Origin of the sequence: Grimontia sp. SpTr1, from assembly GCF_947387585.1 — a bacterium.
GTDB lineage: Bacteria > Pseudomonadota > Gammaproteobacteria > Enterobacterales > Vibrionaceae > Enterovibrio > Enterovibrio indicus.
In genome coordinates this window covers 84,096-99,426 of sequence record NZ_CANDOD010000010.1, presented here as the reverse complement: position 1 = coordinate 99,426, position 15,331 = coordinate 84,096, and the positions used below count along the sequence as shown (strand labels likewise).

The 15,331-nt window shown below is 48.0% G+C and carries 12 protein-coding genes and 1 tRNA gene; 5 read left to right on the top strand and 8 right to left on the bottom strand.

The annotated features are described in order from the left end of the window. Positions 1–22: 22 nt before the first annotated feature. A complete protein-coding gene (locus QL223_RS15090; protein WP_281545190.1) occupies positions 23–712 on the bottom strand; it encodes a hypothetical protein in 690 nt (229 codons plus the stop codon). 518 nt (positions 713–1,230) lie between these two features. On the opposite strand from QL223_RS15090, the gene QL223_RS15085 reads away from it, so the two are divergent. Further along, complete coding sequence (locus QL223_RS15085) at positions 1,231–2,142, top strand: LysR substrate-binding domain-containing protein (RefSeq protein ID WP_281545189.1); 912 nt, start codon at positions 1,231–1,233, stop codon at positions 2,140–2,142. A gap of 58 nt (positions 2,143–2,200) precedes the next feature. On the opposite strand, the gene QL223_RS15080 is transcribed toward QL223_RS15085, so the two are convergent. From QL223_RS15080 to QL223_RS15055, 6 genes are all read right to left on the bottom strand, one after another. Further along, positions 2,201–3,103 carry a DMT family transporter gene (locus QL223_RS15080; RefSeq protein ID WP_281545188.1) on the bottom strand — a complete coding sequence of 301 codons (903 nt, stop codon included), beginning with the start codon at positions 3,101–3,103 and terminating at the stop codon, positions 2,201–2,203. Next, a complete protein-coding gene (locus tag QL223_RS15075) occupies positions 3,096–4,160 on the bottom strand; it encodes a cysteine synthase family protein (RefSeq protein WP_281545187.1) in 1,065 nt (354 codons plus the stop codon). The genes QL223_RS15080 and QL223_RS15075 overlap by 8 nt, the downstream gene beginning before the upstream one ends. Further along, positions 4,157–5,524: an alanine racemase gene (locus tag QL223_RS15070; RefSeq protein WP_281545186.1), complete on the bottom strand. Its 1,368-nt coding sequence runs from the start codon at positions 5,522–5,524 to the stop codon at positions 4,157–4,159. The genes QL223_RS15075 and QL223_RS15070 overlap by 4 nt, the downstream gene beginning before the upstream one ends. Before the next feature lie 228 nt (positions 5,525–5,752). Next, positions 5,753–6,784: a hypothetical protein gene (locus tag QL223_RS15065; RefSeq protein ID WP_281545185.1), complete on the bottom strand. Its 1,032-nt coding sequence runs from the start codon at positions 6,782–6,784 to the stop codon at positions 5,753–5,755. Between the two features lie 222 nt (positions 6,785–7,006). Continuing rightward, positions 7,007–7,873 carry a glyoxalase III HchA gene (gene hchA / locus QL223_RS15060; protein ID WP_281545184.1) on the bottom strand — a complete coding sequence of 289 codons (867 nt, stop codon included), beginning with the start codon at positions 7,871–7,873 and terminating at the stop codon, positions 7,007–7,009. Positions 7,874–7,948: 75 nt separating this feature from the next. Beyond that, positions 7,949–8,890 carry an NADP-dependent oxidoreductase gene (locus QL223_RS15055; RefSeq protein WP_281545183.1) on the bottom strand — a complete coding sequence of 314 codons (942 nt, stop codon included), beginning with the start codon at positions 8,888–8,890 and terminating at the stop codon, positions 7,949–7,951. 119 nt (positions 8,891–9,009) lie between these two features. On the opposite strand from QL223_RS15055, the gene QL223_RS15050 reads away from it, so the two are divergent. After that, positions 9,010–9,927, top strand: coding sequence for a LysR family transcriptional regulator (locus tag QL223_RS15050; RefSeq protein ID WP_281545182.1), 918 nt, complete (start codon positions 9,010–9,012; stop codon positions 9,925–9,927). A 248-nt stretch (positions 9,928–10,175) separates the two neighbouring features. Here QL223_RS15050 and QL223_RS15045 read toward each other — a convergent pair. Next, positions 10,176–10,266: transfer RNA gene (locus QL223_RS15045), tRNA-Ser, on the bottom strand. Positions 10,267–10,619: 353 nt separating this feature from the next. On the opposite strand from QL223_RS15045, the gene QL223_RS15040 reads away from it, so the two are divergent. The 3 genes from QL223_RS15040 to QL223_RS15030 all read left to right on the top strand — a co-directional run bounded on the left by QL223_RS15040 (position 10,620) and on the right by QL223_RS15030 (position 15,327). Further along, positions 10,620–12,257: an acetolactate synthase large subunit gene (locus tag QL223_RS15040; RefSeq protein WP_281545181.1), complete on the top strand. Its 1,638-nt coding sequence runs from the start codon at positions 10,620–10,622 to the stop codon at positions 12,255–12,257. 18 nt (positions 12,258–12,275) lie between these two features. Beyond that, positions 12,276–13,667: an aldehyde dehydrogenase family protein gene (locus QL223_RS15035; RefSeq protein ID WP_002539117.1), complete on the top strand. Its 1,392-nt coding sequence runs from the start codon at positions 12,276–12,278 to the stop codon at positions 13,665–13,667. Between the two features lie 190 nt (positions 13,668–13,857). After that, positions 13,858–15,327 carry a PAS domain S-box protein gene (locus tag QL223_RS15030; protein WP_281545180.1) on the top strand — a complete coding sequence of 490 codons (1,470 nt, stop codon included), beginning with the start codon at positions 13,858–13,860 and terminating at the stop codon, positions 15,325–15,327. The last annotated feature ends 4 nt before the right edge of the window (positions 15,328–15,331 follow it).

Here is a 15,331-nt window from a genome sequence, read left to right as displayed (position 1 = left end):
CTCTCCTTAACAGGGTGATGAATCAGTGTAGTTTCGAATGACAGTTATCTGGGTTGGCAGCAAAGAAATAGGCTTCAGCGGCATTCTGCGCATATTGATAGGCTTGCTGCTCGTTGGCAGCTTGTTGGATTTGTTTGATGTCGAGGGAAAGTAGAATAATCAACTCTCCAATGTTGCTCATTGGCGCCACTTTCCAATCTGATTCACGTTGCAGGAACTGAATACCAACCACCAGCCAGTGGCGTTTTGTCCCACGGTCAAAACGTTCCTGATAGATCCCAAGTGTCGCTAAATCATAGTGATAAGCAGATTTTGGCTGTTTCAGGTATTGGTGGCTGTATTCGTATCTCTCATCTGCACCAAAAGGCACCTGCTCCTTTTGAGGAAAAGAAGGTGCGGTGACCATGTTAGAAAAGTAGGCGCGCTTGGCCGGTAATTCATTGAGATAGCGATATTGACGAGCCGCAGCCTCACCTGCGACTTGCTTCAAAGCTTTCCTGAAAACCTGATCAGTGTCGAGTACGTTTAAAACGGCTTGACCAGATGGTGATATTTTCAGACAAACGAAGTAATCGTAGTAAGGGAAGCGTTCAAGAGAGTAAATTTGGCGGGAGTCGATGTCGATTTTGGGATAAGCATTAAACGGAACAGCCTGCGAAGCTAAAGCCACCAATGACAAAAAAGCCCCTGTCAAAATCGTCTTAATTTGCACCCAACCCACCTTCAATGAATCAAAGCTCAATGAATTCATCTTAATTTAAGAGTTTGAATTTAGGCGAGATAAAAACTTAGCACAAAGATAAAAAAGCAGGTGTCATCGCAAAACACAGCAAGTTGAGATCTGTCTTATTCTTCGAAAGTGCGCGGGACATTTTCAATTTGTTGTGACAGATGAGTGAGCATAACAAAAAAAGGGAATTGCTGTTCCATCTACCCACCTTATCGACACCATCCATTGATCGTTCTGACAACAATATGACCAAATAAACATACATCATCTTTTCAAGCCGAAATGACCACAAAACTGGATGAAGTGTAAAGTTTTCCGACAAAAGTACTAGATACAGGGGTAAACAAAGCGATGACTCACTACTCCCTGTAACACGCCTGTGAACATAATTAGATTCACCTCTCATATCAAACCCAAAAATTCGGACATGTATTGCAACACCGAGACAACAGAGGTCATATAATCTTTCCACTATTGAAACAGGACTCAATAATTAACCGATGTCACGATGCACTCCCTCTTATAAAAGCCTTGAAGTGTTCCTCGCTGTTGCCAGAACCCAATCCTATTTCCTCGCGGGAGAGGAAATGTGTATCGATGCAACAGGCGTCTACAAGCACATTAAGACTGTCGAGAATTACTTTGATCAGCGACTGGTGCTTGGCAGTAAGGGGAACGTAAAACTCAGTGAAGCCGGAAAGCAATTGGCAAAGCAGTTGAATGATGGCTTCGAGATCATCAACTCTGCTTGTTCAACCCTGAAAAAAGATGATTCGCTGAATGTAAAACTTCCTATTTCTTTCGGACTGCGCTGGCTGCTTCCCAATACTCACGATAACTTTTCATTAGTCTCCGAGTTCGGCCAATTTCACTTTCATGTTGCCTACAGCCATACCATCGACTTTGCCGATGAAGACTTTGATATGGCCGTGGTTTATACCGTTAACAGCAAAGACCAAAAGTTCTACGATGAGCAGCTTGTTGCCGTCGCTAAGCCTGAATATCTCGAAACGCTCATCGACGCCTCTTGGCCGGAGTTACTCAAACACGGACGTATCGTTCACCCTTCGTCAACAGAAGCTGACTGGGAGATCTTCCTGGACAAGCTAGATATGGATGTTCGCCAAAGTTGGTGTTCGCAAAGAATGATGACGGACTCAATTAGCAGCGCGATTTCTATCGTGAAAGAGATCGGTGGAATAGCAGTTGTCGATCCTCTCTTTATTCAAAATGAACTCGCCACTGGAGAGTTGATCATGGTGACACCGCAAGTTGTGCCGACAGGTTTTGGTTATAAGCTTGCTGGCTCACGCGTGATGCCGGACGAAGACGCTTACCGTTTTCTGGAAAAGTGGCTGACAGAAAATTGCCAGTTTACTCTCCCAGCGCCATCACAGGCTGACGTCGCATAAAAAAACTCGCCCTAGGGCGAGTTTTTAAAGTGTTTGGTGGGTCATCAAACTGAGCGCATCAAGAGTTTACTGGCACTTCCTCACCAGAATCTTCGCGCTGCTTGTCACCCGGTCTTCGCATGTTTGCCAACATACTTGCCCCTAAAATCAACGCACCACAAACCACATCAGACAATGTTGGAATTTCATTGAAGAACATCACGCCGATGAGAAATGCCATAGGTACTGACAGGTACAACAACACACTGCCTGTTGCAACATGCGCACGACGGAATCCCATAATAATGAAATAGTTGTAGGCATTACCCAACACTGCCGCGAGAAGTACGATACCCCATTGCATGGCAGATATTTCTACCCAGCCTTCCACAAACACTGTCATTGGCAGAGATACCGCGGCCAACGGTACCGCCAACCAGAACAGCATAAACTGAGGGTTTTCTTCTGAACCCAAACGCTTATTCAGCACGTGCTCAATCGCCAGCGTCAACGCCGCCACAATGGGCGCAATCACACTGAATCCGCTGCCTGCATCTTCAGGTCGATTGATGTAAAACACTGCACCAAAACCGACTAGACTCGCGATCACGTTCTTCAACGAAATCTTTTCACCGAGTAAAAAAACAGCCAGCGGGATAATGAAAATGGGTTCTGCAAACAGAATGGTAATCACGGTGGCAAACGGCAGGTTGGCCAGTGAGTAAAACAACGCGTAACAACCCACCAGATTGAGCGCAAAGCGCCAGTAGTAGATACGGCGATCTTTAATCTTCTCGCGTTTTTTCCAGTAGTAGGCCACCACAGGCAGGATGACTAAAGCGCCGATTATCCAGCGCATAAAGAGCAACTGCCAAGTGCCTATATCACCACCAGCGAGCTTGATGAATGCATCCATGGCTGTCGCGGAAACGACAGCCAGGAAAATCATCGCCAACCCAGTCCAATGTGTTTCTCTATGCAAAAGACGCCTCCTTGTCCTCTTGCTCAGCATCAAACCAAGGCGTTTCCATACGCTGTGGTTTAGCAACAACATCGTTTAAGTACTCATAAACAGAGCCATGGTAAAGTCCTTTACCATGTAACCAATCATCGTTGTAAACCGTGTTCAGGTACTTTTCTCCGCCATCGCAAATCAGGCAAACCATGTTGCCGCTGCCTTCGCGTTTCGCACAGCGTTTAATGGCTTCGTAAATCGCGCCACCTGCTGAACCACCCACCAACAATCCGTGCTCGCGGGCCAAATATCGGCAGGTAGTGAAAGCTTCAGCATCGCTGACACGAACGCCTTCGTCGAGAAGTTCAGGGTCATAAAATGGCCCCATCACATCCCCTTCTGGCATGCCTGTTCCAGATTGCCAGTAAGGACCACTTGGGAAGCCGAAAATGACTGAACCAACCGGTTCGACTCCAATAATTTCCAGCGTTGGATAACGCACGCGAAGCGCCTCGCCTACGCCGACGATGCTCCCGCCTGTGCCAACGCAACAAACCAGACTATCGAGGTTGTCGCCAAGCTGCTCCTGGAGCTCTACCGCCAGCGTGTTGGTGTAACCTGCAGGGTTCGCGGCGTTATTGCACTGGTCCATAAACAGACCGCCATCAATGGAAGCGGCAAGGTTTCGAGCAGTTTCAATGCGGGCAACCGTCGCCACTTCATCATCAGCAAAGTCGCCTTCCAACAGGTGTATTTTCCCGCCATAGGCTTTGACTGCTGCAAGCTTGTCAGGTGCCGCATGGTGATCGACAACTGCAATGAAGTTGATGCCAATCTCGGCGCACATATAAGCCAGTGCAGTGGCTGTGTTTCCGGAAGAAGATTCCACCACTGTTCCGCCACGCTTTAATCGGCCAGAGCGTAGAGCATCAAAAAGCATTTCACGCGCCATGCGATCTTTCATGCTTTGTCCGGGATTATTCTTTTCCACTTTTAGCCAAAGTGTCCAATCACTGTGGGCAAACCTCAGGGCAAGCATCGGTGTCTCACCAATCATCTGGTGCATCGCTGTGCAGAGTTTCATCCTCGTACCTCCTCGATTGAAAAAGAATCTTCCTTGTTATCCAGAACAACTTTGTTAGGAATAGGCAAACCATGAAAACGGGTTTCCAGCAGGTCCATCAGGTAACCGGCTGTATTGTTGAAAACCAGTAAGTCGCCAGCTTTGGGCATTTGAGAGAAAGGCACCTTGCGGTAAGTCAGCACATCTTCTTCAAGGCAGCTTTGACCGGCGATATAGGCGCGGACAGGATTTGTCGATTTAGTCGTTTCTTGAGAGGCAGGAAGATGGACAGGGTCAACGATAAATTCCGAATTGAACCAGGTTTCCGAGAAGCTGAAGCTGAGGCCTTTCACAACAACACAGTGATCCCCAGCATTGGTGGTTTTAGTGCCCAGCACTTCAAAAGCGGTGAAGCCAGCGCCATCCGTTAATGCTCGCCCCGGTTCAACACTGAGCTCAATGTTGTTGGCTTTCAAACGTTCTGCATTGCCACTTTCGATCAGCACTTTTTCTACGGCAGTCTCCAGCGTATCTGGGTGCCAGTAAGGGTAAAAACTTTTTGGCATTCGGCCCGCAACAAAGTCCTGCTTGTCGATGGCATTTTGGAAACGTCGCCAAGTGGCTTCTTCGACGTAGCGAAGCGGGTAGCCACCACCGATGTTTATTACTTTCCAACGAATGTCAGCGCCATACCGCAGCGCATCAGCCGCATCCAGTAAGTCAGAGAGTGCTTTACCACGTTCTAGTGGGCAGTAACCGGAAAGGTGAAAGCCTGCCCCTTCCAGCTCAATATTCGACAAGCTGTCAGCGACCAAAGAGGCGGCTTTCAACTTGACTGTATTCATCCCAAAACGAGTATGAGGCTGTTCTGCATTCCAGCGAAGTAGCACACGGGCAGTTTTTCCAATCGATACAGCAAGATTCTGGATTTGAAGCAACTCTTCATCGCTATCGACAACAATTCGAGCATTCTGCCTCAGTGCCAGTGTCAAAAACTCCACTGATTTAAATGGCCCAGATAAGCTGCAGTCTCGCCCGCACACTCCTTGCGTGAGTGCTAGTTGAAACTCTTCAAGCGATGACACATCAATGCCAATCCCTTCCTCAGCAGCGGCCTTTACCAACGCAGCAGAACGATTGGTTTTCATGGCATACAACACCTGAAAACGCTCTCCTAAATATCGGGAAAGTACATGCTTCAGACCCACAATATTTTGCTTAATTCGATGGGGTAACATGGCGTGAAATGGGGTGTTTGCTGCTTTGGTAATAAGGGGAAAGAGTTGGCGATAAGGAAGCGACAAATCCTCTTTTGCGGGGAAACGGGTGTCGAAGCCGTTATTCGCTTCCACCACCGTCATCGTGTCCATACTGATATTATTCATTGCGTCTCCAGCGTCCAGGCTACAAATCAGGACAGCCGCGTGAAAAATTCAAGCATCTTGGCTGTGTTCAAATATCCGAACAATCTGAGGCACTCGTTCCTGAGAGCGTCAGATTGTCGGTATCTATGATTAATTTTCAGGACATCCCACGCTATGGAAATAAGTGCACATTAGTTTGCAGTTTTTGCATCCCTTTGCTGTAAAAGCACTCTTTTTCTTTCGCGACAACTAACTAAATACTGGAGGTGGCGCTATCTCGCTCGCAGGAGCCTGTGGCGCATAATCCGCATGCTTAGGAACCGTTCTTCCTACGCCTGAGTTGGTCAGAAAAGGGATTATCCAAATCAGCCAAGGCGGTTGCGGACAGTCAAACGCTGAAGACGTGTCGGACAATACTGCTTCTGTAAACGGTGCACCAAGCTGATAGATGTCACCGGTGCTGAGTTCAAACTCAGTCAGAACATGCTGCCAGACAGATTTGCTCATCCATTTTTTGAGAAGCACTTCATAACTGACCCGCACCAGTTCTGCCTTCATTTGCTCATCATGGTTCAGTCTTTCTTCCAAACTAGCAAGTGGCGGTGGAAGGCGTTCGCCTATCATGAGTTGAACCATGTCTATGACAGTCAGACGCACAACGCCGTACCCCATGAGATCGAACACAACAGAAGGTAAATCAGCACGTTGGGTTCCAACCAAAGGACGGCTCATATCTTCTACATTTCGAAGTTTGACCCTAAACGAAGCTAACATTTGGTCTTTGCTATCGGTCGCAGCCGCCCGCCCCTGCTGTCCTGACATGATGGTCAGCGCACGGAGCCGATGGAGCGTGGAGAGAACAAGACTAAGTGCCATGTCCGCCTCTTTCTTGCTTTCAACTGTACGGCTGAAATTCCCTTGGGAGTACCCGCTTAACCTACATAATTGCAACGGGCTGAAATTCAGCTTCTCCAATTCTTTGCGTACGGCTTCTGAAGGTGGAGCATATAGTCTCAGCATATGGCAAGCCGTGGACTGCAGCTCACGCACCAGCATAGCTGTACTTTCTGCATCACCCCAACGGTTCAGCGGAAACAGAGCAGGTAAGAATTTTGATGTAGCGCGGACGGAGCCATCTTGCATACCGGCAAGGCAAAACATATCGCTCCAAGAAAGAACGACGGTGTCAGTGCGTTCCCGATAGCAGAGGTCTGCAGTAAAAGTGCCGTTGTCCTGAAATGACAACGGGCGAAGGCAATGGGCATAAGTTGGTTGTGTCATCACTCCCCCCTAAATCAACAGCGAGGTATATACAACGCTAACTTCTTGGGTCAGCTCGAATTGATGACAGCGTACAAGCTAAGGCTGAGGGATATTTGGAATTGTTTGCAACCGCAATTGCAGGAAATGCACCTCCATGATTTCCAAGCATTTTTGTTGCACATTGAGAGCACATAACAAAAGTCCGCCACATAGGCAGGCTTCTGTATCGATGAAAAACGCTTAGATATCAACGTCGTTATACGCATCTAACAATGTTTTTGCTGCCAGCTTACCCAACTCGTTGGCGGCAAGTGGACTCGCGCCAGTCAGCAACAAACGATCACGACAAACAGTGTTATCCGATTTGGTGTTCATCAGCGTCATACCCAGGCCTTCTAGCTTTCCGCTCACTCTACTTGGCATTTTTCCTGGCAAATACCCCACCTTGGGGGTCATCTCATCAACGGAATCAGGGAAAACGGCCAGCTTATAACCTTCATAGAGAAATGGCTGTTCATCAAGCGTGGTCGCCAACAAGGCTGCAGGGCCATGACATAGGGTAATCGTGAACAAATCATTGCTATCCGCCCATCGAAGTACTTTATCAACATTGTGATCGTCTGGAATGCCCAACATGGCTCCATGTCCACCTGGGATAAACACCGCGGCGTATTCATCATTGTTTTGCAATGATGTTTCCACAAAGTGCTGCAATGAACCCGGTGCTTCGAATTGCTGCTTATATTCCTCATAGAAAGCTTTCACGTATTCATCTTTCTCTGGGAACGCCCACATTTCTAAGACCACAGGCTTCCCTGTTGGTGTGACTATCTCAAATTCAAAGCCAGCATTTTTAAGATGAAGCATGGGTAAAATCGCTTCCACAGGATGATTACCTGTCGAAAACATTTTCCCATTTTGCATGGTCATGTTTTTTTGCTCAGTGAAGATCACCAATACTTTTTTACGGCTACCGTTGTACTTTTGATATGTGACATTATCGAAGTCAGTTTTATCAACTGTTGCTAACTTCAGAGCCAGTTTTGATGGCGAATAGGAACCATCAGCTTCCTGTTTAGGTGCAATTCCAAATAATTTCTTCAGCATATCCCTTTCCCTAATGAGTATTTCTGAAAAGGGATATCACCTGAAATCCCTTTATGGTCACTTCTTCAGTCCTTATCAGGCAGAAACATTGATGATGATTTTGCCTCGTGCGCGACCTGTTTCGCTGCGCTCATGCGCTTCAGCGACCTGCCCTAGCGTGAACTCACTGTCGATACTTACTTTCAATTTCCCTGCATCGGCCAGCTCAGCAAGTTGTTCTAATTGTGCACGGTTTGGCTGAACGAAGCAGAATTGCGCATTTACACCATATTTAGCGGCCATTTCTTCTTCAGGAGATGTCGCGATAGACACCAAGCGACCACCTTTTTTCAGTGTTTTGTAGCTCTGGTTTTGCGTTTCACCGCCAATGGTGTCGAAAACAACATCCATATCTGTCAGTTCAGAAAAGTCCTCATTGCGATAATCGATAACGTTGTCAGCGCCAAGGCCTTTTACAAGCTCAATGTTACGCGATGACGTTGTCGTATAAACATTCGCCCCCTTTTGCTTTGCAAATTGGATAGCGAACTGACCAACCGCTCCCGAACCACCGTGGATCAGCACTTTTTCGCCTTCCTTCAGATCGACATACTCAAAAAGTGCTTGCCATGCTGTTAGTGCCGCCAAAGGCACACCAGCAGCCTGTTGCCAACTGAACGACTTTGGCTTCAAAGCCACTTCGTCTGCAGCTGCCGTCATGTATTCCGCATAACTACCGTTCTTAGCAATGTCAGGTCGGCTATAAACTTCATCACCTATCGCCAAGCTGCTTACACCTTCGCCAATGGCAACCACTTCACCTGCGACATCCCACCCCAGTGTTAGTGGCAAAGGGTGATTCAGTAATGGCTGTAAGTAACCCTCTCGGATCTTCCAATCTACGGGATTTACTGCCGCTGCACGCACTTTAATCAGCACTTCGTTTGCAGCTGGTACCGGGATGTTAATATCATTCAGTGACAGCACTTCCCTGCCACCAAATTCACTAATTTGAACTGCCTTCATTGAACCAGTCATCACTTTCCTCTTTGAACGTTTGGTTTGAATATGAGCAAAGCGTACACGGATTGAACCGCCTTGATTAGACAGTTAATCGTCACTATATTGTTTCCATCACTTCAACAATTGATATTGAAATGGCTTTTAGAGACGAGAATTTTCAAGCATTGATTCTTTTTGCTCACATAAACCGACAAGGGAGTCTGTCTGCTGCTGCCGATCTTTTAGGTATCAGTCGCTCATCAGTCAGTAAACAGCTTGCGGCATTAGAGAAGAAGATTGGTTCAAGGCTGTTCAACCGGACAACAAGAAAAATCGTGCTAACCGATGTTGGCCGTAAAGTGTTGCAGGAAGCACATAGCGTTGAATCAGCACTTCAGCGAATCGAGCATATTAGTGAAGACTCTCGCTCAGTGGTCTCAGGGCATATCAATATCTCTGCCCCTATTGCTCAGGGGCGAATCCATATCGCCCCACTACTCACCGAATTTATCAATCTCCACCCCAACGTCACCGTCAATCTTCAACTTGAAGACAGGTTTATCGACATGATCGCGGAGAATGTCGATGTTTCTATTCGTGTCGGTTACTTGCCAGATTCTTCACTCATCGCACGAAAGCTCGGCGACGTGTCTTGGGTGCTTTGTGCTTCCCCCAAATACTTAGAAACAGCAACACCACTAAAAACGCCGAGTGATTTACTCAATCACCGTTGCCTTTACTATCGAAATTCGAAAGTCAGCATGAACACCTGGACGTTCTTTGGAGAACATGGCGAAGAAGAAGTCACCGTATCGGGACCTTTTTCAATTAATGACCCCGGCGTGTTGATTACTGCAGCTTTGGATGGTGCAGGGGTGTTACTGATTAACAGAGGATTACTTGGCAACGCCATCGAAGAAGGAAGACTGATTTCCTTGCTTGATAACTATCAAGTGGTCGGCGGATTGCCCACTTACGTGGTTTATCCGGAAAGAGAGTTTATTCCTGCAAAAACCAGAGCCTTGGTAGATTTTCTGGTTGAGAAAATGCCTTCGAAGATGAGTAGTGATTAAACTAAATTTTTGATTGCTCAAATATGAAAAATCCCGCTCAATGAGCGGGCTTAATCAAATGTGGCGGAGCCAGAAGCAAAGAATAGCGGGATTTATACGGTCGCTTCGCGCCCTTCCCTTCGGGCCGTTGCCTATTCGGCTTCGCCGGGCAACGTTGTCTCGCTTCGCTCGGCTGAACCTAGGGTCTAGGGCTTGCTAGGGTTAAAAATGCAAAAAGGCCGCTGATAATTCAGCGGCCTTTTCTAAGGTGGCGGAGAGATAGGGATTTGAACCCTAGATACGCTATTAACGTATGCCGGTTTTCAAGACCGGTGCTTTCAACCACTCAGCCATCTCTCCGTAAGTGCGGCGAATATTAACGGGGTCGTGGAATACTGTAAACCCCTTTTCTGCACATTCGCGTTTAAGTGCCTCTTTTTTAAACGCATCGGCGGTATAAGACGCAAAATCCCAAGACCACACAGCTAAAAGACGCAACTTCAACGCTGAAAGGCGCAATTAACCTTCTGATTTAGCCAGTTTCTCAAGGTTGTGACTACACTGATGAAAAAAGCCTTGCGTTATTGATAGGTGTATCACTTTGATAACCGAAGAGATGAAGACTCTCTCTGCTTAACATTGAACGTTGCAGACAAGTCTGGAAGTCGTCTCGTGGAGCACAAGGTCATTAGCCAACGAGAAGAGAGATAACGATGAAAACTTCAGATTTGTTTGTACGCGCGCTGGAAAATGAAGGTGTCGAATATATCTACGGCATTCCGGGTGAGGAAAACCTCGATTTTCTGAACTCGCTAAAAGACTCCAAAATTGAACTTATCCTGACGCGACATGAGCAGGCAGCCGGATTTATGGCAGCGACTTACGGCCGTTTAACCGGTAGACCTGGTGTTTGCCTCTCAACCCTTGGCCCCGGTGCAACAAACTTTGTGACTGCTGCTGCCTATGCACAACTTGGTGCGATGCCGATGATCATGCTGGGTGGCCAGAAGCCTATTCGTAAAAGTAAACAAGGCCGATTCCAGATTGTTGATGTCGTTAATTTGATGAAACCAATTACCAAATACTCCGAGCAAGTCGTCGATGGCAATAACGTCCCTGCGATGGTACGCGAATCATTCCGCGTATGTAAGGAAGAGCGCCCGGGAGCAGGTTATCTGGAACTGCCAGAGGACATTGCAGACGAAGACTCAGGTGCGACAGTATTCGATGTTGTTGAGCACCGCAGACCCGATGCCAACGAGAAATGCCTCGACCAAGCGGCGGAAATGATCAAAAAAGCCAAAATGCCGCTTCTGCTGATTGGTGCAGGCGCGAACCGTAAGCGCTCAAGTAAAGCCCTAAAAGAATTCATCGATAAAACGGGTATCTATTTCTTCAACACTCAGATGGGTAAAGGCGTGGTGGATGAACGTCATGAGCGCTTTATCGGTACTGCCGCTCTTTCAAGCCACGACTTCCTGCACTGTGCGATTGAAAAAGCCGATCTGATTATCAATGTAGGTCACGATGTGATTGAGAAACCGCCGTTCTTTATGGAGAAAGGTGGCACCAAAGTTATTCACATCAATTTCTTTGCCGCGCGCACTGATGAAGTCTACTTCCCGCAGCTTAACGTTGTTGGCGACATCTGTTCTTCAGTAGGTCGCTTAACAGAGAAAGTCGGTGAGCTGTCGCAAGACATGAGCTACTTCGGCCGTGTCAAAGCCCATGTTGATGAGCGTACGACCAAATACTTCGAAGATCGCCGCTTCCCTATTCTGCCCCAGCGTTTGGTGAAAATTCTCCGTGATCAGTTGGACGATGAAGACATCGTCACCCTCGATAACGGCGTATACAAAATCTGGTTTGCACGTAACTACCAATGCCACACGAATAACACTCTGCTGCTGGATAATGCGTTAGCAACCATGGGGGCAGGTTTGCCTTCAGCCATGGTGGCGAAGCAGCTTTATCCCAACAAGAAAGTAGTGTCGGTTAACGGCGACGGCGGTTTTATGATGAACTCGCAGGAAATCGAAACCGCGGTGCGCATGGGCCTTGATCTGGTGGTGATCATTCTGAATGACAGCGCCTACGGCATGATTAAGTGGAAGCAGGAAGGCATGGACTTCGATAATTTTGGTCTGGATTTCGGTAACCCTGATTTTGTGAAATATGCCAACAGCTTCGGAGCAATTGGTCACCGTCCCGATAGCCATGACGAGTTCCAGTCCATTCTCAAACATGCACTGAATTCCCCGGGCGTCCACCTTATCGATTTGCCAGTGGATTACTCACTGAACCACTCCATTTTGAATGTTCTTATCAAGGAAAGCCGTTCAATCGGATAAAGGGAGAGAATCATCATTATGTCTGAACTGAACGTCTATCGCCCCTATGATGGCGGTTTGATTCGGTCGCTGCCAATGCAGACAGCGGACGATGTAGAAACAGCGCTGGCCACTGCTCACGGGCTGTTTCTCGACAGAAGTGCTTGGATGCCACCGCATCAGCGCATTGAAATTCTGGAGAGAACCATTGAAATCATGTCATCACAGGTGGAATCTCTCACCCGTATGGCGGCGGAAGAAGGTGGCAAGCCATACATTGATTCTAAAGTGGAAGTGCTTCGCGCCATTAACGGCGTCAAACTGGCTATCGAGCATATATCGCAAATCAAAGGCGAGCAGATCCCAATGGGACAAACCGCGGCGTCCGTGAACCGTCTGGCCTTCACGATTCGTGAACCCATCGGCGTGGTCGCTTCTGTCAGTGCGTTCAACCACCCGCTCAACCTCATTGTGCATCAGGTGATTCCAGCACTGGCTGTCGGTTGTCCGGTGATTGTGAAACCCGCACTCACCACACCTCTTTCATGTCTGAGATTGGTTGAAATCCTGCACGAAGCTGGCTTGCCGAAAGGCTGGTGCCAGGCATTGGTTTGCGACAACGATGCGTCTAGCAAATTGGTGTCTGACCCTAGGATTAACTTCCTTTCATTTATTGGCTCAGCAAAAGTCGGCTGGATGCTACGCTCGCAACTCGCGCCGGGCACACGCTGTGCACTCGAGCATGGTGGAGCCGCCCCTGTGATTGTGGATGACAGCGCCAATATCGACGAAGTGGTGCCTATGCTTGCCAAAGGCGGTTTTTACCATGCTGGGCAAGTTTGTGTGTCTGTTCAGCGAGTGTATGCGCAGCAGGGATTCTGCCGTGAATTAGCAGTCAGACTGGCTCAGGCTGCCGAAAAAATGAAAGTAGGCGATCCCCTGGATCCGGGAACAGAGGTCGGCCCGCTGATTCTTCCTCGCGAAGTCGATCGTGTTGATGAATGGGTTCAGGAAGCAGTGCAAGGCGGTGCAGAGTTGCTTTGTGGTGGCAAGAAAATCTCGGACACCTGTTACGCCCCAACTGTATTGCTCAATCCGCCAGATGATGCGCGCGTATCTCAAATGGAGATCTTTGGCCCAGTGGTCTGTGTTTACTCATACGCCGACAAGCAAACTGCTATCGATCGTGCGAACGGATTACCTTATGCGTTCCAAGCTGCGGTTTTCACCAATGATTTGGAAGACGCCCTGAATGTCACTCAACAACTCAACGCAACGGCTGTTATGGTTAACGACCATACTGCATTTCGCGTCGACTGGATGCCATTTGGCGGCCGTGATGCTTCTGGCGTCGGGCTGGGAGGCATTCAGTATTCCATGCACGAGATGACACGCGACAAAATGCTGGTGTTTAAGAGTAAGCACCTATAGGGGCTGTTAAGCTATCCCTCTGACTCTCCCTTACCGGCTATCAACATTGTCGGTATTGGGAGTGTCACCTTCCGGGTGTGTTGACTTTCGCATGCTCCCTCCCTCATTGAAGCCCCACCGTGTCAGGTAGTTTGGGCAAAATGTCTTATAGTTAGATCAGACATAACAGTTTCAGAACAAGGGAGAAGGTGTGAATATCCGAGCCAGAGCGGTTCTTTTTACCGCGTTCTTTTTTACTGCTGTCATCCTCGCCTTTATCACACTGGCATTTGGTTATCTGGCCGATGCGCGCAAGGAAGAAATGAATTACCGCGCCAAAGAACTTGCCGAGCTCGTGTCTGTCACCTTTGAGATTCCCTTACTTGAAAAGAATCACACCATTATCCGAGATATGACAGACCGCTTTGTCGCCCACGAAGATTTAACCTACCTGACCATAGATCAGGGTGACACGCTGATTGCACACAGCCGCAGTTTGGAAACGCCGGAGGATGGCATCACTGTTGTGATTGAGGAAGTTGAAAACGATGAGGGAAAACTCGGTACTGTCATTGTCGGCTACCGCAATCATTACTCTGACAATATGGCCTCCCCTGTCGGTCAGGTGCTGATTTGGGGTACCAGCGGTATCGGTTTATTGGCCATTGTGGTGATTTACGTTTTGCTTTTTTCCATTACCCGTCCGCTTCGCAAACTTCATCAACTGAGTGATGGCGACGAGGGAAGCGCAAAATTCAGTCTCTTTAACGTGGACGAGATCGAGACGACGGTCAATGAAGTCAATCAACTCAGGCAAAAGATGGACCGAAGCTACAACAGGCTCCAGTCCTCATTACGGGACCATGAGTTTTCCTACCAGCAAACCCAGATAGTCGAAGAACGCAGCCAGGCAATATACAGCGCATCACTGGACGCTATCGTTGTTGTTGACGAGCAAGATACCATCATTGAATTCAACCCGACGGCAGAGCAGCTTTTTGGCTGGGCGAGAGAAGAAATTCTTGGACTGAGACTGGCAGAAACCATCATTCCCGAAAGGATGCGAAAGAACCACATCATGGGAATGCAACACTTACTGCAAACCGGTGAAGGTCAGGTGCTCGACCAGAGAATTGAGCTTTCTGCAATGCGCAAAAGTGGGCGCGAGTTCCCCGTTGAAATATCCATATCCTCGGCAAAAACCAAAGCAGGTTACATCTTCGTCTCTTACATACGCGATATTTCAAAGCAAAAAGCGCGGGAAGAAGAACGACGACAGAATGCGCAGGCATTTGAACTGGCGTTTCCAATGCTGATAGCCGACGCCAAAGGCCATGTTATCCGAGCGAATTCCGCGTTTTGCGAGATTTTGGGATATAAACCGGAAGACATCATTGGCGAGAAGCCCCGCTCTTTGACAGAAAACCCGTCAGACAAGTCCTTTCATACTCAGATCTGGTTGTCTTTGTTGGGGCGCGGTCGCTGGGAAGGCGAGTTGGGCCTCAGGCACAAATCCGGATACGGCGTTCGCGTGAAAGCAAGAATGAAAGCCCAGCATAGCGAAGGGGATGACCTGCAATTCTACGTTGCGCACTTTGAAAGAATCAGTGACAACAAAGAAGACGTTGAGCTGAAAACTTCTTTCGAGGACGAAAAACAAAGCCCGCTACAAACGGGCTAAGTCA